The following is a 21764-nucleotide window of genomic DNA, read 5'->3' as shown; positions in this document are numbered from 1 at the left end:
TCTGGCGTGGCACGAGTGTACTGAAGTGTGCGGTGTTGCGCGTGTTACTTTACTGCGTGTTATGTGTCTCTGCGATAACGGAATCGCTGAATTTCGGCCACGCCGTTCTGGCCCAGTCACCGAAATTCTCGTCGCTCAACGCGATTGTCGCCACCCCTATTTCCGGGTCGACCCAGAGGAACGTGCCGGACTGGCCGAAGTGCCCGTAGGTGCGGGCGGAATTGCCAGATCCCGTCCAGTGCGGGGTTTTCCCGTCGCGGATTTCGAATCCCAATCCCCAGTCGTTGGGGCGCTGGGAGCCGTATCCGGGCAGTACTCCGTTGCGGTCCGGGAATTGCACCGACGTCGCGTCATCCAGTGTTTGCCGAGATATCAATTGGGGTACCAGCAACTCGCCCGCGAATAGCGTGAGGTCGGCGAGGGAAGCGCTGGCCGCGTGGCCGGCTGATCCGTCGAGGACCGCGGTGGTCATGCCGAGCGGCTCGAAAACGGCCTCGCGCAGATACTGCGGAAATTCGATGCCGGTCTGCTCGGTCAGGAAGCCGGCGAGCAGTTCGAAGCCCGCGCTCGAGTAGATGCGGCGGGCGCCGGGTTCGGCGAGCACCTCGGGCGTATCGAACGCGACGCCCGAGGTGTGGGCGAGCAGATGCCGCACGGTCGAACCGGGCGGACCCGCGGGTTGATCGAGTTCGACCGCGCCTTCCTCGACCGCGACGAGCGCGGCATAGGCGACGAGCGGTTTGGTCACCGAGGCGAGCCGGAACACCCGTTCGGTATCGCCGATGCTCGACGCACCGCCGGTGGTGACCACGGCGGCGGCGGCGTTCTTGACCGGCCAGTGCTGAACCTGCTGCAACGATCGCATATCGGCAGCGTACGAGACGCGGCTACGATCGAGGACACCATGAGTCCCGCACCATCGATCCACGGCGACGTGGCGGCCGGTTTCGGCCCCGTCGCCGACGCTTTCCGCCGCAACTTCATCGACCACGGCGAGATCGGCGCCGCCGTCGCCGTGTACGCCGGTGACCAGCCACTGGTCGACCTGTGGGCAGGCCATCGCGATCGCAAGCGCGAGGTGGCGTGGGAGCGCGACACGATCGTGCCAGTGTTCTCCTCGTCGAAGGGGATGTCGGCGTTCACCCTCGCGACGGCGGTCTCGCGCGGGCTGCTCGACTACGAGGCGCCGGTGGCGAAGTACTGGCCGGAGTTCGGCGCGCACGGCAAGGAACGGATCACCGTGCGTCAGCTGATCGACCATCAGGCCGGGCTGTCGGGGCTGGACCGGATCGTGAAACTGCGTGAGCTCACCGACCGCGATGCCCTCGGCGAGCTGCTCGCCGCGCAGAAACCGGCGTGGGTGCCGGGTACCCGGCACGGCTACCACGCGCTGACGCTTGGCCTGTATCAGAGCGAACTACTGCGACGAGTCGATCCGGCCGGCCGTAGTCTCGGGCGCTTCTTCGCCGAAGAGGTCGCGGGCCCGGTCGGCGCCGACCTGTTCATCGGGCTGCCCGCCGACGAGCCGATGGAGCGGATTGCCCAGCTCTCGGCGACCAAGGGACTCGACATCATGCGCTACGAGCGCCGCGATCTGCCGCTGCGACTCGGCGGCGAACTCTATGCCAAGCGCGGGTATTCCTATGCGGCACTGACGAATCCGCGTCCCGGCGCCCCCGCTCGTGCCGCCCGGCGGGAGTTCCTCGAAATCGAATGGCCCGGCATGAACGGTGTCGGCAATGCCCGCGCGCTGGCGAAGGTCTACGGGGCCGCGGCGGGCCGCACCGGTGCGCTGTCGATCAGCGACGATGTTCTCGACCTGCTCGCGGCGGCCGACACCGCCGACGATGTGCCCGCCGACGACCTGGTGCTGCACACCAAGAGCCGCTATCACCTCGGTTTCCGCAAGTCGCGCGGCTCTTTCCGCTTCGGCTCCGACAAGCGCGCCTATGGCACAACCGGTTTGGGCGGCTCGTTCGGATTCGCCGATCCGACAACGGGATTGGGTTTCGGCTACAGCATGAACCGCCTCGGCATGGCGATTCTCGATGATGTCCGCAGTCGCAATCTGCGCGAGGTCGTCGTGCGGTGCGCCGACCGATAGCACATCGACCGGCCCGATCTCCCGATCGGGCCGGTCCCGGTCGACACCGCGATGGCATCCAGCTCACCGAGCCGGACACGCACAGCCTCAGTGCGCGGTGACGCCGGTGATCTCGTTCGGCGATGCGGCGAGCGTGGCCGTGGCGGTGACCTTTCCGTCGGCGAGGTCGACGCGGTGCACCTGCTTGGTCGCCGGGTCGCTCACGTAGGCGATACCGTCGCGCACGAACAGCGCAGGGCGGGCTTGCTGCCAGTCCAGGGGCTCGGACCAGGTGCCGATCACCGGGATGGTGCGAACTTCCTTGCCCGCGACGGGGTCGATCACGTGGATCTTGCCGTCGGTGCCGAGCACCAGGGCCTCACCCTGCGGGCCGCGGCCCAGCGAGCGGAAGGTGTAGCTGGTGCCGATGTCGACGAGGCGCAGTGTGCCGTCGGCGGTATTCACCAGCGAGATCTGCTGTGGGCGTTCGAGTTCGGCGTCCTTGTCCTGCTTGTAGTCGCCGAGCACGATCGGGGAGACCTCGCTGCCGGACATGTTGCCGATCCGGCCGTAGGCGGTCGGGCTGGTCACCTTGGTGATCTTGCCGTCGCGGTAGATGACGGCACCGGTCTGGCAGCCGACCACCACAGCTTCGCCCTGCGCGGCGGCTTCGCCGTGCACCCCGGGGCAGTCCTCGTTGCGGGTGATCTCCTTGCGGTCCTTGTCGAGGGCCATGAGGCCGACCCGCGAGTCCTCGGTACCGAGGGTGACCAGCAGGTTCCCGTTGCTCAGTTCGAGCGCGACGCCGTGGTGCGCGGCGGCGGCCTTGTAGACCTCCGAGGACTTTCCGCTGTCGATCTTGTCGGTGTCGATGACGGTGACCTCGCCGGTGCCGTCGGCGAAGAGCACGGTCTTGCCCGCGTGCCGCACCACGTGGCCGGGTTTGGCTGCGGCGTAATCGGTTCCAGTGAACTCGGCGGCGTAGGCATCGAAGACACGGAATCCGTCCTTGGTCGACACCATCAGATGGTCGTCGTCGCCGGCCGGGTTGAGCCGGTTGTACCCTTCGAGCTTCACCTCACCTTCCTGGGCGAGCGAGGCACCGTCGAGGACGTAGATGCCGCCGTCGTAGGTGAGGGCGATCGGTTCGGCGCCAGGGGTGTGCTCATGATCGTGGGCGGAATCGTCTGTGCCACAACCGCTCAGCGCCAGAACCGAGGCGACGGCCCCGGACATGGCCACCATCGTGGTGGTCCGTGTGGTGTTCATGTAGTGCTCCATCTCTTGTGCGTGAATTACGTGGTGGGCCCGGATAAGCCACGGGCGATGGCCTCGGTGTTGGCGCGCGCCATCTCCAGATAGGTCGCCGCGCCCCCACCCGGTTCGGTCAGTGATTCGGTATGCAGGGCGATCACCTGCACCTGCAAGCCGGTGTGTTCGGCGAGCACGCGCGAAAGCCGGTCGGGTTGCGCGGAATCGGCGAAGATCGCGCGCGCACCGGCGGTCCTGATCGCGGTGGCGAGGTCGTCGAGGTCGGACGCGCTCGGCGAGGCGAGGGTGGTGCCGCTCGGTATCACCGCGCCGATCACCTGGAACCCGAATCGCTGTGCGAGATAACCGAACACGTGATGATCGGTGACCAGCTGCCTGCGCTCGACCGGGATGGTGGCGAATCGATCGGTCATCCAGCGGTCCAATTCGTCGAGTTCGCCGAGATAGCGCTGCGTATTCGCCCGCACCGCACCGGCATCGACGCCGTCGACCTGGTCGAGCACTTCGGCGCTGATCGCCTCGACAGCCATGCGCACCCGTCGCGGATCGGTCCAGAAGTGTGGATCGGGCTGTCCCGCGGACTCGTCGGAGGTGTACTGGATCGGATCGGCCCGCTCAGCGACGGCCAGCGTCGGCACGCCCGCCGCGACCGCCGCCTGCACATGCCGGGCTACGCCCTCCTCGAGCCCGAGTCCGTTGTGCACCACCAGCGCCGACCGTTCGATATCGGCGGCCTGACGGGCGGAGATCGCGAACGAATGCGGATCGGCACCCGCCTGCATCAACACCGTCACCGGCACCGTGTCACCGACCACGGCCCGGGTCAGATCGCCGAGAATATTCGTGGTCACCACGATCCCGGACCGTTCGGCGCCACTGGTGCACGCGGTCACCAAGGGCACGAGCAATGCGGCTGCGGCGATCAACCCGACCACCAGGCGCGTCGACGCCAGGCGCCGCCGTCCCGAGTGACCCGCATCGAACGTTGGGCACTGATTCTCTGGAAACGCGTGGTTCACAGGCCTGTCTCCACCATCAGCGACGGCGCGATATCCAGCGAGAACGTGCGCGCGACGCGGAGGTTGTCGTTGTAAGCGATCTCGTGGATCCTGCGCCCACGAATGTCGTTGACATAGGCGCGATCCGGGTCGACACGGATCACCGGCTGCCCTTCGACGGGCCCATCCGAAACAGCGAGATGTGCTGTCTCCGCGCCGGTTACGGGGTCGATACTGCGCAGGACGCCGTCCCGGGTGAGCACCAGCAGCGGCGATCCTTCACCTGCGGTGTTCACCGCGACCGCCTCGGAGATCACGGTCCGCGTCCAGGTCTTCTTCCTGATGTCGAGCGTCCACACGCCATCGCGACCGGCGAGCGCGGTCAGCGTGGTGCTGCCGGGGCGGTGGGTGAACGTGCTCGCCCGGTCCGTGGTCGGCGCCGGGTAGGGAATCTTCTCGGCGACGAACTCGCCGTCCCGCTGTGCTACCACGAGTGCGCCGTCAGCACAACCGAAGACGACTCCGCGTCGGGTGACGGCCTGCCCTCGCGGCTGTGGGCAGGTGACGGCCTGCGCTTGACCCGCCGCGCCGTCTCGCCCGCGCACCTCGACGCGTCCCGAGCTGTCGGCGACCACGATCCGCTCGGCATACGGCACCGCGATGCCCTCGACCCGGCGTTGGGTCCGGGCGACACCGCCGTCCAGCGCCGGACGGTCGAACAAGATCGTCGCGCCCGAGTCGAGGACAACCGACGCAACGGCGGCGTCGCTGTACGCGCCGACAACCCCGGAACCTCCCGCGCCGCTGCCGGCGCCCGGCTCGGCGGCCGCGCCACTGTCGCCCGCCACGACCGCGCCGACTTCCCGGATCGGAGCCTGGTAGTAGTGCCGGTGGTCGCCGTGGTCGACCGTCCATGCCCCGCTGTCCACGACCCGCACCGACGCGCCCGCGCTCAGATACGCGAAGCGCCCGTCACCCACCGCCGCGACGGTCGGCACCCGCTGGTCCCCACCGCTCGGCGACTGACCGGCACTGCCAGGCGTTGCCGATGGCACAGCGTCTATCGACGTGACCTTCTCGGTCAGCAGATCGATCACCCGCACCGCCCCGCCCGCATCGGCGAGAACCAGGCGCGTCTGCGCCTCGCTCATCTCCTGCGCACCGGCCACGAATCCGTGCGGCGTCTCTTCGGCCACCGCGGGTTCCTCCGCCGTCGCGCACCCGACCAACGGCAGTGCGGCCAGCGCGGCCACCGACGCGGCCCCGACCTTCCCGACGCGCTCCCGCACCGCCGAGAGAATCGCCGATACGAAGAACGACCCCACCGCCACGGCCGCGATGGTCGCCCCCGCAGCCGTCCCCGCGTGCCACGAAATGACCAGTCCCGCAACGGTAGAGAACCCGCCGACCAGCGCGGCGATCAGCATCACCACCGGAATCCGATCCGACCAGTACACCGCGGCCGCGGGCGGAGCGATGAGCAACCCGAACACCAACAGCGTCCCGACGACGTGGAACGAGGCCACGATCGCCAGGGTCAGCAGCCCGACCAACGCCACCTGTGCCGCTTTCGGGTGTAGCCCGAGCGTGTGCGCTTTGCGCGGATCAAAGGTCAGCGCGAGGAACGCACGATGGCCGAACACGGCGATCATCAGCGAAAGCGCCAGCGCCGCAACGAGATACCACAGGTCGACGGTGCGCACGGCGAGCACATCACCGAACAGGAACCCGGTCAGATCCACCGCGAACGATTGCGACCGCGACACCAGGATCACCCCGGCCGCGAGCATCCCGACGAACAGCAACCCGATCGCGGTATCGGCCGCGAACCGCTTACTGCGCGAGAGCAGCGACACCCCGGCAGCCATGGCGGTGCAACTGACCGCGGCACCGACCATCAGGTTCCCGCCGAGCAACGCCGCCACCGCGACACCGGGCAGCATCCCGTGCGCCATCGCGTCGCCGAGAAATGCCATGCCGCGCACCACCACCCAGGTCCCGGCGAGCGCGCAGACGCACGAAACGAGCAGCCCACCCCACAGCGCGCGTTGTACGAAAGCCACCTCGAACGGGGCGAACAGCCATTCCATAGCGCGAGACGATATACTGAAAATGATTATCGTTTCAATTGAGGTGAGATGCAGCACACAGATGCAATCCGGATCGAGCGCCTGACCGCGGGTTATGCCCGACGGCCGGTGCTCCGCGAAGTGACGGCCACGATCCCCCGCGGCCGGATCACCGCGATCGTCGGCCCGAACGGCTCAGGAAAATCGACCCTGCTCGGCGTCCTCGCCGGAACCGTGGCGGCGCAAACAGGGAGGGTGGACCGGAGCACCACCCGGCGGCCCGCTTTCGTGGTGCAGCACACGGCGATTCCGCCGACTCTGCCGATCACCGTGCGAGACGCGGTCGCGATGGGACGCTGGGCACACCGCGGACCCTGGCGCCGCCTGCGGGCTGAGGATCGCGAGATCACGCGGACCTGCATGGAGAGAATGGAGCTCACCGATCTGGCAACTCGGCGGCTCGACACCCTGTCGGGCGGTCAACGACAACGCACGCTGCTCGCGCAGGCCTTGGCGCAGGAGTCCGATCTTCTGCTGCTCGACGAACCGGCGGCGGGCTTGGACGAGGCGTCGCAGGCCGAGATCTCCCGCGCGCTGCGGCAGGTGAGCGCGACCGGCGTGACGGTGGTACAGGCAACCCACGACCTGGCCGAGGCGGCCGGCGCCGACCACTGCCTACTCCTGCGAGACGGTCGACTGAAAGCCGCGGGTCACCCCGATGAAGTCCTGGTCAGGACCTAGATCGACAGTCCGCTCGGCGAAGCGATTCGCCCACGACCTGATCGCCCAGGTCGCGGTCCGCCTCGCCGAGCGGGCCGAAAAAGAGCTGACTACCAGTCGGCTTCGGTGAAGCGGATGATGCCGCGGATGTTCTTGCCGTCCAGCATGTCCTGGTAGCCCTGGTTGATCTCCTCCAGCGAGTAGCTGCGGGTGACCATGTCGTCGAGGTTGAGCTGACCCGACTTGTAGAGCTGGAGCAGGCGCGGTGCGTCCTGACGGGCATTGCCGCCGCCGAAGATGCAGCCCTTCACCGTCTTCTGCAGCATGGACAGCAGGAAGCTGTTCATCTTCACGTCGCTCTCGTCCATGCGGCCCATGGAGGTGACGACCAGGGTGCCCGCCTTGGCCGTGAGGATCAGACCCTCTTCGACGTACTCGCCGTGCATCTCACCCATGGTGAGGATGACCTTCTCGGCCATCCGCCCCTCGGTGGCCTCGATCATCGGCATGATCGCGGCGGCCATGCTCTCGTAAGTGTGGGTGGCGCCGAACTTCTGCGCCTGCTCGAGCTTCCACGGATTCGGGTCGATGGCGATGACCTTCGACGCACCGGAGAGCACCGCGCCCTGCAGCGCGCTCATGCCGACGCCACCGATGCCCGCGATCACCACGGTCTCGCCCGGCTGCACCTGCGCCACGTGAGTCGAGGAACCGAACCCGGTCGGCACACCACAGCCCACGAGGCACGCCACCTCGAACGGGATGGTGGGGTCGATCTTCACCACCGAGGTGTGGTGCACCGTCATGTACGGGGAGAACGTGCCGAGCAGACACATCGGGATGACGTTCTCGCCGCGCGCCTGGATGCGGTAGGTGCCATCCGAAATCGCCTGTCCCATCAGCAGTCCGGCACCCAGATCGCACAGCGCCATATTGCCGGCGACGCACGAGGGGCAGCGGCCACACGCGGGGATGAACGACAGGATGACGTGGTCGCCCACCGCCAGGTCGGCCGGACAGTTCGGGCCGAGCTTGGTGATGACACCCGCCCCCTCGTGTCCGCCCATCACGGGATAGCCCGGCATCGGCGTCGCGCCGGTGACGATGTGATGGTCGGAGTGGCACATGCCCGCCGTTTCCATCCGGATCTGTACTTCACCGGCGACGGGGTCGCCGACCTCGATCTCCTCGACCGACCATTCCTGATCGGTGCCCCACAGGATCGCGCCCTTCGTCTTCATGCCGGTAGACCTCTCGCCAAGCTCGTGCCTCGTTGTGACTGCACTCACCCTAACGACAAATCACCGATTTCTGAAACACGTTCTAGAAATTTCTCGAGAAATTTCTATCCGCGCACGTCGTGGACGTGGTGCACGAGGTCGTGCAGGAAGTACCGACCCAGCGAGGTGACGGTGAACAGCGAGCCGTCGCTGCGCGCACCCCGCAGGTCGAGCCGATCCGAGGGCACCGAGGCGAACGCGGCGGCCACCCGATCAGCGGCGACGGTCAGTTCCGAAGCGACGACAGCGAGATCCTGTTCGCCGTAGCGGTCGGCAACCGCGGTCGCGTCCTGGTCCCAGTTCTCGAACCTCGGCGCCTCGACGCCGTCACCGGCCAGCATCAGGGCGAGCCTGGTGTCGAAGATCCGGCACACATCGCGCACGTGCGCGCCGTACTCGAGCACCGACCAGGTCAGCTCGTCCGGACGCACTCGCGCGTCGTCGCGTTCGAGCGCCGAGCCGATCCGGGTGGCGCTGTCGAGGACGCGCTCGGGGACGGCCGAGTACGCGGTGGTCTCAGCGTCGAATCCACACTCGGAACAGGGACGTTCGAGGACCCAGGTCCAGTTCTTGGTGTCGGGGACGATCATGGGAATCAGCCTAGGTTGTCCGCTTATTGCGCTCCATCAATATCACGCCAAATTTCGGCGAGATCCGGGCATCATTCGGCGAGCTGGTTCGCTTGCTCGAACAGTTCCAGCGTCACCGCGTGCAGGAAGTCGCCAACCGGTTTCGGTGCCTTGCCCGCGAACGCCCGCGCGTAGGTGCCCTCGAGCACGATGCCCAGCTTGAAGCAGGCGAGCACGGTGTACCAGGTGACCGCGCTGAGGTCGCGGTCGGAGAACTTGCCGTAGTGCTCGATCATCTCCGCCTCGGTCGGCAGACCGCCGACGGTGCCGAGCGTGCCCATCAGGCCCGCGCCGACGGTGCCGGGTTCGGGTCGGGTCGCCAGCTGCCAGCCCAGGTCGAGCAGCGGATCGCCGATCGTCGACATCTCCCAGTCGACCATCGCCGCCACCTCGGGACCGTCGTAGTCGAACATCATGTTCGCCAGGTGACAGTCGCCGTGCATGATGCCGGGCATCCAGTCCGCAGGCCGGTGCCGTTCGAGCCAGTCACCGATCCGCTCGACGCCGGGGATCTGCGGGCCGGGGTAGCCCTCGTTGCCGTTGTAGGAGTCGAGCTCGCGCAGCCAGCGCGGCACCTGCCGTTCGAGGAAACCCGCCGGACGGCCGTAGTCGTCGAGGCCGAGCGCCTGGTAGTCGAGGGAACCGAGCCGGGCGATGGCCTCGACCGCGGACAGACCCATCTGGCGCCGGATCTCGGGATCACCGGCGTGCAGTTCGGGCAGTTCGGTCTGCGGGTTGAAGCCGCGGATGGGCTCCATCAGATAGAACACCGCGCCGATCACCGACTCGTCGTCGCAGGCGGCGATCACCCGGGGCGAGCGCACCTCGGTGTCGGCGATCGCGCCGAGCAGTCGCGATTCCCGGCCGATCACCTCGTTGCTCTTGGCGCGCAGATGCTTGGGGCCGCGCCGCAGCACATACTCGCGCCCGCCCCGGGTGAAGCGCAGCATCACGTTCTGCGTGCCACCACCGAGCGCGGTGACCGCGTCGAATTCCGCCCCGGGCAAGCCCTGTTCGTCCATCCACCGCCCGATTGCCGCGAAATCGGCGATCGCCGGGTCAACATCGACAGGTTGAGAAACAGCCATGCCGCACATTGTGCCCGGAGATCGACGGGGACTGCGCGGGAATGCGCGCGCGGGCGCCCGGCGTAATGTCTCTGCCACGATGCGCACGCTCTTGATCGACAACTACGACTCGTTCACCTACAACCTCTATCAGCTGATCAGCGAGGTCAACGGGAGCGAGCCGACCGTCGTGCGCAACGACGAGGGGCCGGTGGATCTCGCGCACTTCGACAATGTGGTGATCTCGCCCGGCCCCGGCCGCCCGGACCGCGCCCGCGACATGGGAATCTCGACGGCCCTGATCGCGCAGGCCGACCTGCCGCTGCTCGGCGTGTGCCTCGGCCATCAGGGGATCGTGCTCGGCGCGGGCGGGACCGTGGAGCGCGCACCGCAGGCCAGGCACGGTTTTCTCGATCAGGTGACCCATGACGATCGGGATCTGTTCACGGGTCTGCCGCAGGGTTTCACCGTCGTGCGGTATCACTCGCTCGCGGCGCGCGAGCCGCTGCCCGCGTCGCTCGAGGTGACCGCGTCGACGAGCGACGGGGTGGTGATGGGGGTGCGGCATCGCGAACGGCCGCAATGGGGTGTGCAGTTCCATCCCGAGTCGGTGTCGAGTGAATTCGGTGCGGCGCTGCTGCGTAACTTCGCCGATCTCACCAAGGCGCGCGTGCGGGTTTCCGCACCGGTGCTCGTCCGCGGACCAGCGGTCGTCGCGCCTGCGTCGCATGAACGCTCATTTCGCTTGCGAGACAAGGTGATCGAACGGGCGATCGACACCGAAGCCATCTTCTTGCGCCTCTACGCCTCGGCGCCGACCGCGTTCTGGCTCGACAGCGAACACGTCGAACCCGGTCTCGATCGCTTCTCCTTCCTCGGCGACGCGAGCGGGCCACATGCCGAAATCGTCGGCTACCGGGTGGGCGACGGCTCTGTCACCGTGACGGACGCCGAGGGCACCCGCGCGGTCGCGGGTACCGTCCTGGACTACCTCGACCGCGAACTCCGGGCCAGGCACTGCGAAATCCCGCCGCTGCCTTTCGATTTCGCGGGAGGTTATGTCGGCTATCTCGGCTACGAGGTGAAGGCCGACTGTGGTGCGCGCGATGCCCACCGCTCCCCCACACCCGATGCCCAGTGGATTTTCGCCGACCGGCTGATCGTGGTCGACCATGAAGCAGGGCGCACCTACCTGCTCGCCCTCACCGAGGGCGAACTCGACGCCGAGCAGTGGCTGCGCGAGACCGCGGACGCCCTCGACGATCTGCCGACCTGGGTCAATCCCGCCGACCTGCCCGTGCCCGCCGATCCCGACGCCGTGCAGGCACACCTGGTGCGTGGGCGCGACCGCTATCTGGCCGATATCGCGGTATGTCAGGACCGGCTGCACGCGGGCGAGTCCTACGAGATCTGTCTGACCGATGCGGTCGCCGTCGCTGCCGCGCCCGACGACGGGCTCGCCTTCTACCGTCGGCTGCGCCGCTGCAACCCGGCACCGTATGCCGCCTACCTGCGCTTCGACGGCCTCGATGTGGCTTGTTCCTCGCCGGAGCGGTTTCTCAAGGTCGATCGGGACCGGGTGGTCGAGAGCAAGCCGATCAAAGGCACCGCCCCGCGCGGAGCGACCGCAGACGAGGACGAGATCCTGCGTCGCGCACTTGCCGACGACCCGAAGACCCGCGCCGAGAACTTGATGATCGTCGACCTGCTGCGCAACGACCTCGGCCGCGTCTGCGAGGTCGGCTCGGTCCACGTGCCGAAGCTGATGGACACCGAAACCTATTCCACCCTGCACCAGTTGGTGTCCACCGTGCGCGGGACCCTACTGCGCGACGCCGGCGTGATCGACTGTCTGCGCGCCTGCTTCCCCGGCGGTTCGATGACCGGGGCGCCGAAGCTGCGGACCATGGAGATCCTCGACGAACTGGAAACCCAAGCGCGCGGCATCTACTCGGGCACCATCGGCTTTCTCGGCCTGAGTGGCACCGCCGACCTCAATATCGTGATCCGCACGGCGGTCCGCTACGACGACGAGTGGCGGATCGGCGCGGGCGGCGCGATCGTCCTCGATTCCGATCCCGAGGACGAGTACGCGGAGATGGTGCTCAAGGCCGCGGCGACGTTCCGGGCGTTGACTCCCGATCCGTGAGTTCGACACGCATCAATACCGGTACGGCCACACACCGGTTCGGCACGGCGTTCGCGCACTCAGCGTCGGCGGCGGCCGCGCTTGTCCGGTTCCGGCTCCGGCGCGGGTTCTTCGCCCCCACGCCCGGCGATCCGCCCGAGCAACCCGACGCCGGGTAGTTTCGCCACCGCGCCCAACACGTCCTCACCCAGGGAAATCAGGGCCTCGAGCCGCGGCAGCAACCGATCGTAGGTTGCGAACACCGGATCAGCCAGCGCCAACGTCCGATCCAGCCGATCGATAGTGCTGTTGAGCCGATCGACCGCGATCGACAAGTTCTCCACCAGATCCGGCAACTGCGCGGCCAACTGCGCCGAAGCAGGCGGCAACCGCACTGCCGTATCGAAGGCGTACCCCGCAGTCTGCTGAGCAGCATCGATAGCCTGCCCCGCCGCAGCCTGCGCAGCCCCCACCGCCGCCTGAGCGGCCGACAACAAGTCAGCCCCCGGCACCTTCCGCGCCTGCGCCGCCGGAGCAGACTCCTCCGCGCGCCCCCGCTTCCTCGGGTTCGTCATAACCCCACTGTGCCGCAAGGACGCCGCCGCCGCAGGGACCACACCCCCAGCCCAGCTCCGTGTCCCACTGAAGCCCCACCACCCGCCCAAAAACAGCACCACCCACACGTCCCGTCCCCGTCCTCCACAACCCACCCAACCAACCACCACACTCCCGCACACCGCGCACACAGCCAGTCCCCGCCTTCCACGCCCCACCCAACCCAAACACACCGTGCACCCCAGCCCGTCCCCGCCTTCCACAACCCACCCAACCCAAACCACGCCGTGCACCCCAGCCCGTCCCCGCCTTCCACAACCCACCCAACCCAGCCACCGCACTCCCGACCCTTAGGGAGGGACGGCCACACAGTGGCCGGTCGCGGCCGGGTCGCCGGTTAGGCGCCGGGGCGTAGGCGACGAAGGAGCAAGCCCCGGTGCCTAACCGGCGGCCCCTCAGGGCCGCGACTCGAGCGCGCCAGCGCTCCAATAAACACAGCGTCAAACCATCTGGGACTACTCAAACCCCGGTCATCCCTGGCCACCAACGCCCACCAACCCCACACACCCCCACCCAGCACTCAAACCCTGTCAGACCCCCATGACATCATGCGAACACCATGGAACTACGCAAGGGTGCACACGCGCCGGTCCCGACATCGCTTCTCGCCGTGGTCGTTTCATGGCGATCCGCGCATACGGTAGACGCGCATGCCCTGCTGGTCACCGAATCAGGCCTAGTCCGCGGCGACCGCGATTTCGTTTTCTTCAACGCCCCGCGCCACGCCTCCCAGGCGGTCACCCTCGACCAGGAACCCGCCCCCGGCACCGCGCGACTGAGCATTTCGCTGCCCCGCACCGAACCCGACGTGGCCCGCATCGTCGTCAGCGCGTCCCTCGACGACGCCACCTTCGACCAACTCCCCGACCTCACCCTGACCGTCCACGCCGCCGACGGCCCGATCGCCCAGTTCACCATCGACGGCATCGAGGACGTCAAGGCGATGATGTTCGGCGAGTTCTACCGCCGCGACGGCCAGTGGCGTTTCCGCGCGATCGGCCAGGGCTGGTCCGGCGGGTTGGCCGGTCTGGCCGGTGAATTCGGAGTCACGGTGGACGAGCCCGCCGGGCACCCCGGCGCCGGCCACAGGTCGACAGTGCCCGCGCGAGCGTTCCAGGCCGACGACGCACATCCCGGCGATCGATACGCGAGCGTGCCCTCCCGACACGACGCGGCGACCACCACCGACCCGACGGGCAGCGATCCAGCCGATGCCCACCGCGACCGACGGAGCTGGACCGCGACCCCTGAGCCGCCGGCGCGACACCACACCGGACCGACCTCGACGCGCCCACCGGCCCTGTCCCGCCGCGTCATCGACGTCCCACCGCCACCACCGCAGGACCCGGAGCTCGCCGACTGGCACCCCGACCCGGAGAACCCCGATCAGCTGCGCTGGTGGGACGGCGACGAGTGGACCGCCAGCGTCCACCCCCACCTCCACGATCACCGAACCCGCTGCACTCGCTGCGGTAACCCCTTGCGGCGCAAGCTGTTCGGTGGACACGGCCCGTGCAAGAACTGTGCCGACGAAGTCGAGGAATTCCTCACCCACTGGCGCAACAGAGCCAGGCGCGCCCTCGCGGGCCCTGGCACGATGTCGCGGGAATGGATCGAGGTGTGGGCCGCGCTGCGCTTCCAGCGCATCGAGGAGGAACGCGGCCGGACACTGCTGCGCGAGGCCGGCCTGACCCAGGTCGAGCGAATGGTCGCCTTCGCCTTCGCCGACGGTGAGGTGTTCGCCGAGGAGCTGGAAGCCTTCGAACATGTCGTCAGCGAACTGGCGCTGTCCGGTGGCGTCGTCGACGATCTGCGCCGCCGAATGCACCGCGGCCGCACCCTGTCCCGCTTGCGCGCCGGCGAGCTGCCCACCATCAACACCCCGGGCCTGCACCTCGACCCCGACGAGCGCGTCCACCTCGACCTGCCCGCCGTCCACATCCGGATGCTCGCCCGCGGCCCACGCAACACCGAGGGCCGCCTGATCGGCAGCTCCAAGAAACTGCGCTTCGTCGGCGACGGCACCGGCATCGAACTGCCGTGGAACCGGGTGGTGTCGGTTCATCCCGAGCACGGCACCGTCGTGCTCGCCGCGACCTCCGCACGCGGCGGCGCGACCTTCGGCGTCGCCGACCCCGACTATGTGGCGGCGGCGCTGGAAGGTGCGCTGCGCGTGTCGAAACGCCTGGTCCTGACACCGGGACAGCTCGACAGCCGAAGCATCCCCCAGGACGTGAAAGCCCAGGTGTGGCAACGCGACGGTGGCGCGTGCGTCGAATGCGGCGACGGCCACTACCTGGAATTCGACCACATCATCCCGCTCAGCCGCGGTGGTGCGACGAGCGCGACGAACCTGCAGATCCTGTGCCGGGCCTGCAATCGCGCCAAGGGCGCGCGGATCTAACCGAGAATCGCGTTCATGATGGTGCCGCCACTGGTGGCGACCACCCCGCCGATCATCGCACCCGCGATCATCTTCGGCGACTCCATCGCGCTGCCGTTCCACTTCTCCCAGGCGAACTTTCCACCGGCGACCGTGATCGCGAGCACACCCGACAGGATCATGAACCAGGTCAAGTACTGGACCATTTTCATGATCTTGTCCGACAGCGGAGGCGCTTCCGGCGTAGGGTTGCCGATCTGCGCATACGTGGTGATGGTGTCGGCCATCGACGTCAGAATGATGCTCATAGCCTGCTCCCCTATCGCGTGACGCGAACTGCGTTCCAGCCCTGCCGTATTCGATCGTGGTCCAGGATACGGGCGCGAACCCCCTGCACACCAACAAAACCGATCGGTTCGGTCCAGATGGCCACCGACATGGTGGCAGATGACCGGATACCATCAGTGCAGAGTTGATCGTCGTTCCGTTCCTCCGAGCTACCGAGTGAGACCCCATGTTTCTGGCCGCCGTCACCGATACCTTGGCGCAGATCGGCAATCCGACCCCCGAAGCACCACCGCTCGCGGACAAGATCATGCAGATGGTCAGCTACCTGACCTGGTTCATCCTGTTGTCCGGCATCGTCGCCATCACTGTCGCGGGCGGAAAGTTCGCCTGGGAGAAATGGACCGGCGGCGCCATGCAATCGCCGAAGATGGTCGCCGGCGCGATGATCGGCGGCGTCGTCGCCACCAGCGCGGGCACGATCATGAACGCGATGCTCTGAGGTTTCCTGCTCCACTCGGGACGGTCCGGGATCATCAACCCGGGCAGACTCGACCAGCCAGGAAAGCATCGACCCGAGTTCTGTTGAGGTTCAACAGAACTCGGGCCTAATGGGTTGGTGAGTGTCGGCGCACAGCATCTACCTCCTCATCGATCAGCGGGGCGGGCCGGCTAGGTGTAGAGCCGGTCCACGAAGGCGTTCAGGTTTTCCACCACCCGCTGCGCCTTCTCCTCCGGTGTCAGATCCTCGCGATACCGGCTGCCCATCGACGGCCGCTTCTTGTTGCGCGCATACAGCGAACAGGCCAGATCGGTGCACATGTAACTGCCGACCGTGTTGCCCTTGCGCCCCGACTCGCCCGTCTTGCTCGCGGTCATCAGCGAAACGCCGCCACCGGAATGCGTGGTGAGACAGATCGTGCACATCTGCGTCTTACCCGACCCGCCGGTCTCGTGCCGCAACGCGACACTGACCAGCCCGTCCGCCCGCGGCACCGAGATGTAGCAGCGCCCCGCGTACGACGGGTCGGTCCAGCCGAGGAAGTCGAGATCCTCCCAGGGCCGCTCCCCCAGGTCACGCGGCACATTCAACCGCTTCGCGTCACCTTTCGAACAGTTGACGAACGACGACCTGATGTCGCGTTCGGTAATGGGTTCCATGAGCTCGTCCTTTCAGTTTGCCGAACAGCAAACGGTAGACACGCTAACGATCCCCCTGGTCAGTGACAACCCGATTTCGGACCGCCCGGTCCATGGCTCAGGAGTTGACGATCCCCGCGGCGCGGGCGGCGCGCAACCAGTCCGGGAATTCGCCGAGCAGGCGGCGATAGAGTTCGGCGTCGTCGACCTGGTCGATGTCGTCGAGGGCGAAGAAGCCCGCGTTGTCGATGACGCGGTCGTCGAGCTCGTCGAGGGTGCGCAGGACGCCGAAGTTCGCTGTGCCGAGGCCGATGAACTGCCAGAAGGCGGGGAGGTGGGCGGCCTCGCGCATCAGGGTGGCGATCTCGCGCTTTTTCGCGAAGCCGCCGTCGGTGAAGAACAGCACCAGGGTGGGTTCGGTCAGGGTGTCGATGATCGCGCGCATGATCGGCAGTTCGTCGTTGCGGCCGCCGATGGCGTTGTAATCGATGCCCTGGTGGGTGCCCTTGAGGTGGAGGTAGGTCCGCGCCCACTGTTCTCCGCCCGCGACCGTGATGTCGGGCAGTTTCGCGTAGGTGAGTGCGTAGAGGTAGGCCTCGAGCGTCCCGTCGTCATCGAGCTGGGTGGCGACCGGGATCATCCGTTCGACCACCCGGTGCACGGTGCCTGCGCGATACATCTTCTCCATGCTGCCGGTCTTGTCGATCACCAGCACCACCCGCGCTCTGGCACCGAAGGCATTCTTGTCGATCAGCACCTTCGCGACTTCGCGTTTGCGCATGTCCAGTTGCTGCCGCTTCTCGAACGACAGCGCCGCCTCGCCCGGAACCGTCCGAACTTCGGCGACCACTTCCGGCTCGTCGTCGACGCTCACCCCGTGGTCGGTGACCAAGTCGGCGAACCCGCCCGCGTATCCCTGCCCGACCGCACGGACCTTCCACGCTTCGCCCCGGCGATAGAGCTCGAGCGCGATCACGACCGACTCGCTGTCGAGCCCGTCGATCGCGTACTCGTGCAACACATTTCCCGCGCGGTCGGCGACCGAAGCCAGCGGAGCCGCGGCGGTGCCGAACGTCTGCCCCTGCGCCGCAACGGTGATCACCGCGCGAATCTGCGCGATCTCGCCCGGCACGGCGCCCAGCGAAACCTCGAGGCCCGCACCGGTCAACCGAACACCCGGCGCCTGCGGCTGATTGAAGAAGACGAAGTCCGCGTCCGAGCGAACCTTGCCCGTTTCGGTCACCAACAGCGCCGAGAGATCGGCCGCGACCCCGCCCCGTACCGACAGCACCACCTCGTCCGAAACCAAGCCCGCGTTCTGCCCTTTGACCAGCGCAGCAGCCATCGATATCCCTCTCATCGCACCGTAATGCCCCACACCCTAGGCGAAATCGGGCTAGATCCACCCCTTCTCACGGGCTTTGAGTGCGGCTTCGTAGCGGTTGGACACGCCGAGCTTGGTCATCGCCGAGGACAGGTAGTTGCGGGTGGTGCCCGGGGAGAGGTGGGCGCGTTTGGCGATGTCCTCCACGGAGGCGCCGTCGGCGGCGAATTCGAGGACGTCGGCCTCCCGGGCGGTGAGCACGGTGTCCCCCGCGCTGATGGCTTCGGCCGCGAGTTCGGGATCGACGTAGCGACCACCGTTGTGCACCGACCGGATCACCTCGGCCAGCGTCGCCGCCGAGGTCGTCTTGGGCAGGAAACCGCGCACACCCGCGGCGAGAGCGCGCTTGAGATAGCCGGGTCTGCCATGGCTGGTGACGATCAAAGTGCCTGCGCCGGGCGTGATTCGGAGCAGCTCGACAGCGGTGTCGATGCCGTCGATGCCCGGCATCTGCAGATCGATGACGGCGACCGCGGCCGGCTCACCGTCCGCGGCCCGACGGCGCCACGCGGCGACGAGTTCCGCACCGGAGCCGACGTGGGCGACGACCTCGAGATCGGGCTCCAGGCCGAGCATCGTCGCCATGGCGGCGCGGATGAGGGTTTCGTCATCGGCGAGGAATACCGGAATCACTGATTCTCCCAATGGATTTCGAGGGTGAACTCGTCGCCGGAGGTGACGATGTCGAGGGTCGCGCCGACGGCGGCGAGTCGTTCACCGAGGCCGCGCAGCCCCGATCGTTCACCGATCGCGCCCTGCGGACGGTCGTTGCGCAGCGACATACCCGACCCGCCGAGTGCGAGGGTCGCCGTCGTCGCTGCCGAGTGTTCGACGATATTGGTCGTACCTTCCCGGACCACCCAGGCCGCGACTTCATGGAATGGCGCTGGCACCTTGGCCGCGTCTCCCTCGACCACCAGTACGCATCCCGCCGCCGACAGCAGCGACCGCGCCCCGGCCACTTCCCCGCGCAGGTCGATATTGCGGTAACCGCGCACCAGGGTCCGCATCTGTCCCATCGATTCGACCGCGAGCGTTCTGACCGCCTCCATCTCCGCCACCGCGCGATCGGCATCGCCCGCGCGCGACAGTGCCACCGCCAGTTCACTTTTCACCGCGATAGCCGAGAACCCGCGTCCGACGACGTCGTGGAGGTCGCGCGAGAAACGCAGTCGTTCCTCGGCGACCTGCAGTTGCGCCTCGACACCTTTGGTTCGCTCCAGCTCATCGATGATTCCCAGCCCCCACACCGTGAGCCGCGTCAACACGATCGCGAATATCCCGATGAGAAGAAGTACCGCCGCCCCCTGCAGACCCATGCCGAGCGGCCTGCCGAAGACCACCAGCGGGGTGGCCACGCTCAGGCCGATCAGAATCCACCACTTGTGGCGAGTGAACGGGATGACGGAGAAGATCGCCATGACCACCGTGGACACACCCACCGTGCGCGCGCTGAGGACAGTCGGTTCGCCGCTCGCCAACCGGGCGACGACCCCACTGATCGCCCACAGCGCGACCAGCACCGCGAGGGCGGCCGGCAACATCCGTGGCCGCGTCACCACACCGGGGACGGTGGCGAAATCGGGTTGCGCCTCCAGTGCGACCGCGGCCGCGATACCACCGGCAACGATCCCGAGCACCGAGACCACCGACTCGGCGCTGATCGCCAGCACGACGACCAGCACGGCGATCACCGCCTGGAACGAGAGCCGGGTGTAGAGCCGGAACTTGGCGGCCCCCGACAACTCGTGCCACCAGGCGGTCGCGCGCATCACCCGCGGTCGTCCCAGCGGAAGCTCTTGCGGGTCAGCACGAGCGCCAGCACGGTCCATAGCGCCAGTGTCGCAAACGGTCGGCCTGCTTGGGTGACGGTGTCGGCGAAGCTGAGCGCGGCGTCGGATTCGGCGGTCGCCGACAGCTTGCCCATCGTGCCGAGCGAGATGAGGTCGGAGACCGCGGCGAAGGGGGTCCACTCCGCGACCTGCGCCAGTCGATCGGGCAGGAAGCCGCGGATGGAGGCCATGCCGAGCATCGCGATGACCATCACCGGCAGCGAGGTGATCTGCGCGGCCTCGGCGTTCTTGGTGTAGGCGCTGGTCGCCAGGGCGAGCAGGGTGAACAGGACTGTCCCGCCGACCAGGGCGAGCACGATCGCCAGTGGGTTGACCGGCGCGGGTGCGCCGCTGCCGTAGACCACCACGGCCACGACGGCGGTGCACGCGACGGTCATGACGGCGCCGGGTATGGCCGGAGCGAGCTGGATCTGCCAGTCGGCGGCCTCACCGATGCGCAGCCGTTTCAGCACGCCCTCGCTGCGGCGCGTCGTCACCATCGACAGCACCGAGTAGTACTGCACGAACAGCAGGGCGAGGACCGCGAGCAATTCGAAGGTCACCGCCGCCATCGCGGTTGTCGGCTCGGTGTCCTTGCCGGCAATGAAGAAGGTGGCCAACGGAAGCCCGATCGGGAACACCGTTGCCATGTAGACGAGAGTCTTGTTGCGCCGGAACTGCAACCATTCCGCCTTGGCGAGCGCGGTGAGCGGTCGACGGCGAGATCCGCCGGCGGGCAGGGTGGTGGTCATCGTGCTCCGATCAAGGTGGGAGTGGTCGCTTCGGCGATGTCGAGGAAGACCGATTCCAGCGAGGCGGCGCGCGCCTCGAGCCCGGTCAGCTGCACCCCAGCTTCGCGGGCCCAGCCGAGCAGTTCGAACAGGTGGCCCGGTAAGTCGTTGGTGCTGACGGTGACTCGCGCGTGTGCCTCGACCCTGGCACCACGCAACTGCGGCACGGGCAGGCCGGGATGGTCGAAGGCGATGCGGGCCGGATGATCGTCGACGATGTCGCGCAGGGTGCCTCTGCGGGCGATCGCGCCCTTGTGCATGATCGCGATCTGGTCGGCGAGCGCTTCGGCCTCGTCCAGGTAGTGCGTGGTGAGGACCATCGTCACCCCGGATGCTTTGAGGTCGGCGAGCAATTGCCATGTCCCGCGCCGGCTTTCCGGGTCGAGGCCGGTGGTCGGCTCGTCCAGGAACAGCAATCGGGGCTGTCCGAGCAGGGCACACGCCATGTCGACGCGGCGCTTTTCGCCACCCGAGAGCGAACCGACCCGGACGCCCGCGCGATCGGTCAGGCCGACCTGCGCCAAGACGGCGGCCGCGGTGGTCGGATCGGTGCAGGTTCCGCGCCACATCTCCAGCGTCTCGGCGACGGTCAGCTCGGCGGGCAGCCCGCCGGACTGCAACATGATGCCGACCCGCGGGCGGACCTGGTCGCGGTCCCGCAGCGGGTCGAGACCGAAGACTTCGATCTCGCCTGCCGACGGGGCGACCAGCCCTTCCAGCATGTCGAGCGTCGAGGTCTTGCCCGCACCGTTGGTTCCGAGCAGGGCGAACACCTCGCCCTCGTGCACCTCGAGGTCCACGCCTTTGACGGCTTCGAACGCGTCCTCGCCGCGACCGTATGTTCGCCGCAGCCCGCGTGCGGTGATCACGTCTGTGTTTCTCATGCCTTCTACGGTGGTCGACGCGGGGCGTCACCAGTAGTAAGCGCAGTCACCGATCGCCGATGGGATTCGCACGGTTGCGCCATGACAAAAGTCATCGGCCACTGTTGACGAATCACCACCCCACCGGCGGACAACACGTCTACTATGGTGCGTAGTAGATCGAGACTCTGGAGGGGCAGTGCACGATCAGAACCAAAACCGCAG

General features: G+C 67.5%; 21 protein-coding genes. 6 read left to right on the top strand and 15 right to left on the bottom strand.

Features of this window, described 5'->3' with window-relative positions; genetic code table 11:
* Nucleotides 1-49 precede the first annotated feature (49 nt).
* On the bottom strand, nucleotides 50-865 hold the full coding sequence (locus ACQHI0_RS03480; protein ID WP_427906488.1) for a serine hydrolase domain-containing protein: 816 nt from the start codon (nucleotides 863-865) through the stop codon (nucleotides 50-52).
* Nucleotides 866-904: 39 nt separating this feature from the next.
* Here ACQHI0_RS03480 and ACQHI0_RS03475 point away from each other — a divergent pair, with 39 nt between their 5' ends.
* Complete coding sequence (locus ACQHI0_RS03475) at nucleotides 905-2104, top strand: serine hydrolase domain-containing protein (RefSeq protein ID WP_427906487.1); 1200 nt, start codon at nucleotides 905-907, stop codon at nucleotides 2102-2104.
* Between the two features lie 87 nt (nucleotides 2105-2191).
* On the opposite strand, the gene aztD is transcribed toward ACQHI0_RS03475, so the two are convergent.
* Together aztD and aztC are read right to left on the bottom strand one after the other, a co-directional pair.
* The gene (aztD, locus tag ACQHI0_RS03470; RefSeq protein WP_427906486.1) at nucleotides 2192-3352 is read right to left on the bottom strand and encodes a zinc metallochaperone AztD; all 1161 of its coding nucleotides are present in this window, start codon (nucleotides 3350-3352) and stop codon (nucleotides 2192-2194) included.
* 26 nt (nucleotides 3353-3378) lie between these two features.
* Nucleotides 3379-4251, bottom strand: coding sequence for a zinc ABC transporter substrate-binding protein AztC (gene aztC / locus ACQHI0_RS03465; protein ID WP_427909066.1), 873 nt, complete (start codon nucleotides 4249-4251; stop codon nucleotides 3379-3381).
* Here aztC and ACQHI0_RS03460 point away from each other — a divergent pair.
* Nucleotides 4199-4327: a hypothetical protein gene (locus ACQHI0_RS03460; protein ID WP_427909396.1), complete on the top strand. Its 129-nt coding sequence runs from the start codon at nucleotides 4199-4201 to the stop codon at nucleotides 4325-4327. The two genes, aztC and ACQHI0_RS03460, sit on opposite strands and share 53 nt — an antisense overlap.
* Nucleotides 4328-4370: 43 nt before the next feature.
* Here ACQHI0_RS03460 and aztB read toward each other — a convergent pair whose 3' ends face one another.
* Nucleotides 4371-6443 carry a zinc ABC transporter permease AztB gene (gene aztB, locus ACQHI0_RS03455; protein WP_427906485.1) on the bottom strand — a complete coding sequence of 691 codons (2073 nt, stop codon included), beginning with the start codon at nucleotides 6441-6443 and terminating at the stop codon, nucleotides 4371-4373.
* Between the two features lie 48 nt (nucleotides 6444-6491).
* Between aztB and aztA the strand changes: the two genes are divergently transcribed.
* Nucleotides 6492-7163, top strand: a complete 672-nt coding sequence (gene aztA, locus ACQHI0_RS03450) for a zinc ABC transporter ATP-binding protein AztA (RefSeq protein WP_427906484.1) — start codon at nucleotides 6492-6494, stop codon at nucleotides 7161-7163.
* Nucleotides 7164-7252: 89 nt separating this feature from the next.
* Here aztA and ACQHI0_RS03445 read toward each other — a convergent pair whose 3' ends face one another.
* The 3 genes from ACQHI0_RS03445 to ACQHI0_RS03435 all read right to left on the bottom strand — a co-directional run bounded on the left by ACQHI0_RS03445 (nucleotide 7253) and on the right by ACQHI0_RS03435 (nucleotide 10148).
* Nucleotides 7253-8383 (bottom strand): NDMA-dependent alcohol dehydrogenase, encoded by a 1131-nt coding sequence (locus tag ACQHI0_RS03445; protein ID WP_427906483.1) that lies wholly within the window; start codon nucleotides 8381-8383, stop codon nucleotides 7253-7255.
* A gap of 104 nt (nucleotides 8384-8487) precedes the next feature.
* Nucleotides 8488-9012, bottom strand: a complete 525-nt coding sequence (locus ACQHI0_RS03440) for a DinB family protein (protein ID WP_427906482.1) — start codon at nucleotides 9010-9012, stop codon at nucleotides 8488-8490.
* Nucleotides 9013-9083: 71 nt separating this feature from the next.
* On the bottom strand, nucleotides 9084-10148 hold the full coding sequence (locus tag ACQHI0_RS03435) for a phosphotransferase family protein (RefSeq protein ID WP_427909065.1): 1065 nt from the start codon (nucleotides 10146-10148) through the stop codon (nucleotides 9084-9086).
* Between the two features lie 70 nt (nucleotides 10149-10218).
* Between ACQHI0_RS03435 and pabB the strand changes: the two genes are divergently transcribed.
* Nucleotides 10219-12267: an aminodeoxychorismate synthase component I gene (gene pabB / locus ACQHI0_RS03430; protein WP_427906481.1), complete on the top strand. Its 2049-nt coding sequence runs from the start codon at nucleotides 10219-10221 to the stop codon at nucleotides 12265-12267.
* Between the two features lie 59 nt (nucleotides 12268-12326).
* On the opposite strand, the gene ACQHI0_RS03425 is transcribed toward pabB, so the two are convergent.
* Nucleotides 12327-12821, bottom strand: a complete 495-nt coding sequence (locus tag ACQHI0_RS03425; protein ID WP_427906480.1) for a hypothetical protein — start codon at nucleotides 12819-12821, stop codon at nucleotides 12327-12329.
* A gap of 650 nt (nucleotides 12822-13471) precedes the next feature.
* Here ACQHI0_RS03425 and ACQHI0_RS03420 point away from each other — a divergent pair.
* A complete protein-coding gene (locus tag ACQHI0_RS03420; RefSeq protein WP_427906479.1) occupies nucleotides 13472-15265 on the top strand; it encodes a TerD family protein in 1794 nt (597 codons plus the stop codon).
* Here ACQHI0_RS03420 and ACQHI0_RS03415 read toward each other — a convergent pair.
* Complete coding sequence (locus ACQHI0_RS03415; RefSeq protein ID WP_378921229.1) at nucleotides 15262-15552, bottom strand: hypothetical protein; 291 nt, start codon at nucleotides 15550-15552, stop codon at nucleotides 15262-15264. The genes ACQHI0_RS03420 and ACQHI0_RS03415 overlap by 4 nt on opposite strands.
* 206 nt (nucleotides 15553-15758) lie before the next feature.
* Here ACQHI0_RS03415 and ACQHI0_RS03410 point away from each other — a divergent pair, with 206 nt between their 5' ends.
* Complete coding sequence (locus tag ACQHI0_RS03410; RefSeq protein ID WP_378952254.1) at nucleotides 15759-16031, top strand: hypothetical protein; 273 nt, start codon at nucleotides 15759-15761, stop codon at nucleotides 16029-16031.
* Between the two features lie 170 nt (nucleotides 16032-16201).
* Here ACQHI0_RS03410 and ACQHI0_RS03405 read toward each other — a convergent pair whose 3' ends face one another.
* The 6 genes from ACQHI0_RS03405 to ACQHI0_RS03380 form a co-directional block, all read right to left on the bottom strand.
* Nucleotides 16202-16690 (bottom strand): FBP domain-containing protein, encoded by a 489-nt coding sequence (locus ACQHI0_RS03405; RefSeq protein ID WP_427906478.1) that lies wholly within the window; start codon nucleotides 16688-16690, stop codon nucleotides 16202-16204.
* Nucleotides 16691-16787: 97 nt separating this feature from the next.
* Nucleotides 16788-18014 carry a vWA domain-containing protein gene (locus ACQHI0_RS03400; protein ID WP_427906477.1) on the bottom strand — a complete coding sequence of 409 codons (1227 nt, stop codon included), beginning with the start codon at nucleotides 18012-18014 and terminating at the stop codon, nucleotides 16788-16790.
* A gap of 51 nt (nucleotides 18015-18065) precedes the next feature.
* Entirely contained in the window at nucleotides 18066-18686 is a 621-nt protein-coding gene (locus ACQHI0_RS03395) for a response regulator (protein ID WP_427906476.1), read from the bottom strand.
* Nucleotides 18683-19825 carry a sensor histidine kinase gene (locus ACQHI0_RS03390; protein ID WP_427906475.1) on the bottom strand — a complete coding sequence of 381 codons (1143 nt, stop codon included), beginning with the start codon at nucleotides 19823-19825 and terminating at the stop codon, nucleotides 18683-18685. Before ACQHI0_RS03390 ends, ACQHI0_RS03395 begins: the two co-directional genes overlap by 4 nt.
* Nucleotides 19825-20637: an ABC transporter permease gene (locus ACQHI0_RS03385; protein ID WP_427906474.1), complete on the bottom strand. Its 813-nt coding sequence runs from the start codon at nucleotides 20635-20637 to the stop codon at nucleotides 19825-19827. Before ACQHI0_RS03385 ends, ACQHI0_RS03390 begins: the two co-directional genes overlap by 1 nt.
* Complete coding sequence (locus ACQHI0_RS03380; RefSeq protein WP_427906473.1) at nucleotides 20634-21560, bottom strand: ABC transporter ATP-binding protein; 927 nt, start codon at nucleotides 21558-21560, stop codon at nucleotides 20634-20636. The genes ACQHI0_RS03385 and ACQHI0_RS03380 overlap by 4 nt, the downstream gene beginning before the upstream one ends.
* Nucleotides 21561-21764 lie beyond the last annotated feature (204 nt).

Origin of the sequence: Nocardia sp. FBN12, from assembly GCF_050320175.1 — a bacterium.
GTDB lineage: Bacteria > Actinomycetota > Actinomycetes > Mycobacteriales > Mycobacteriaceae > Nocardia.
This window is presented reverse-complemented; position numbering and strand designations above follow the sequence as displayed.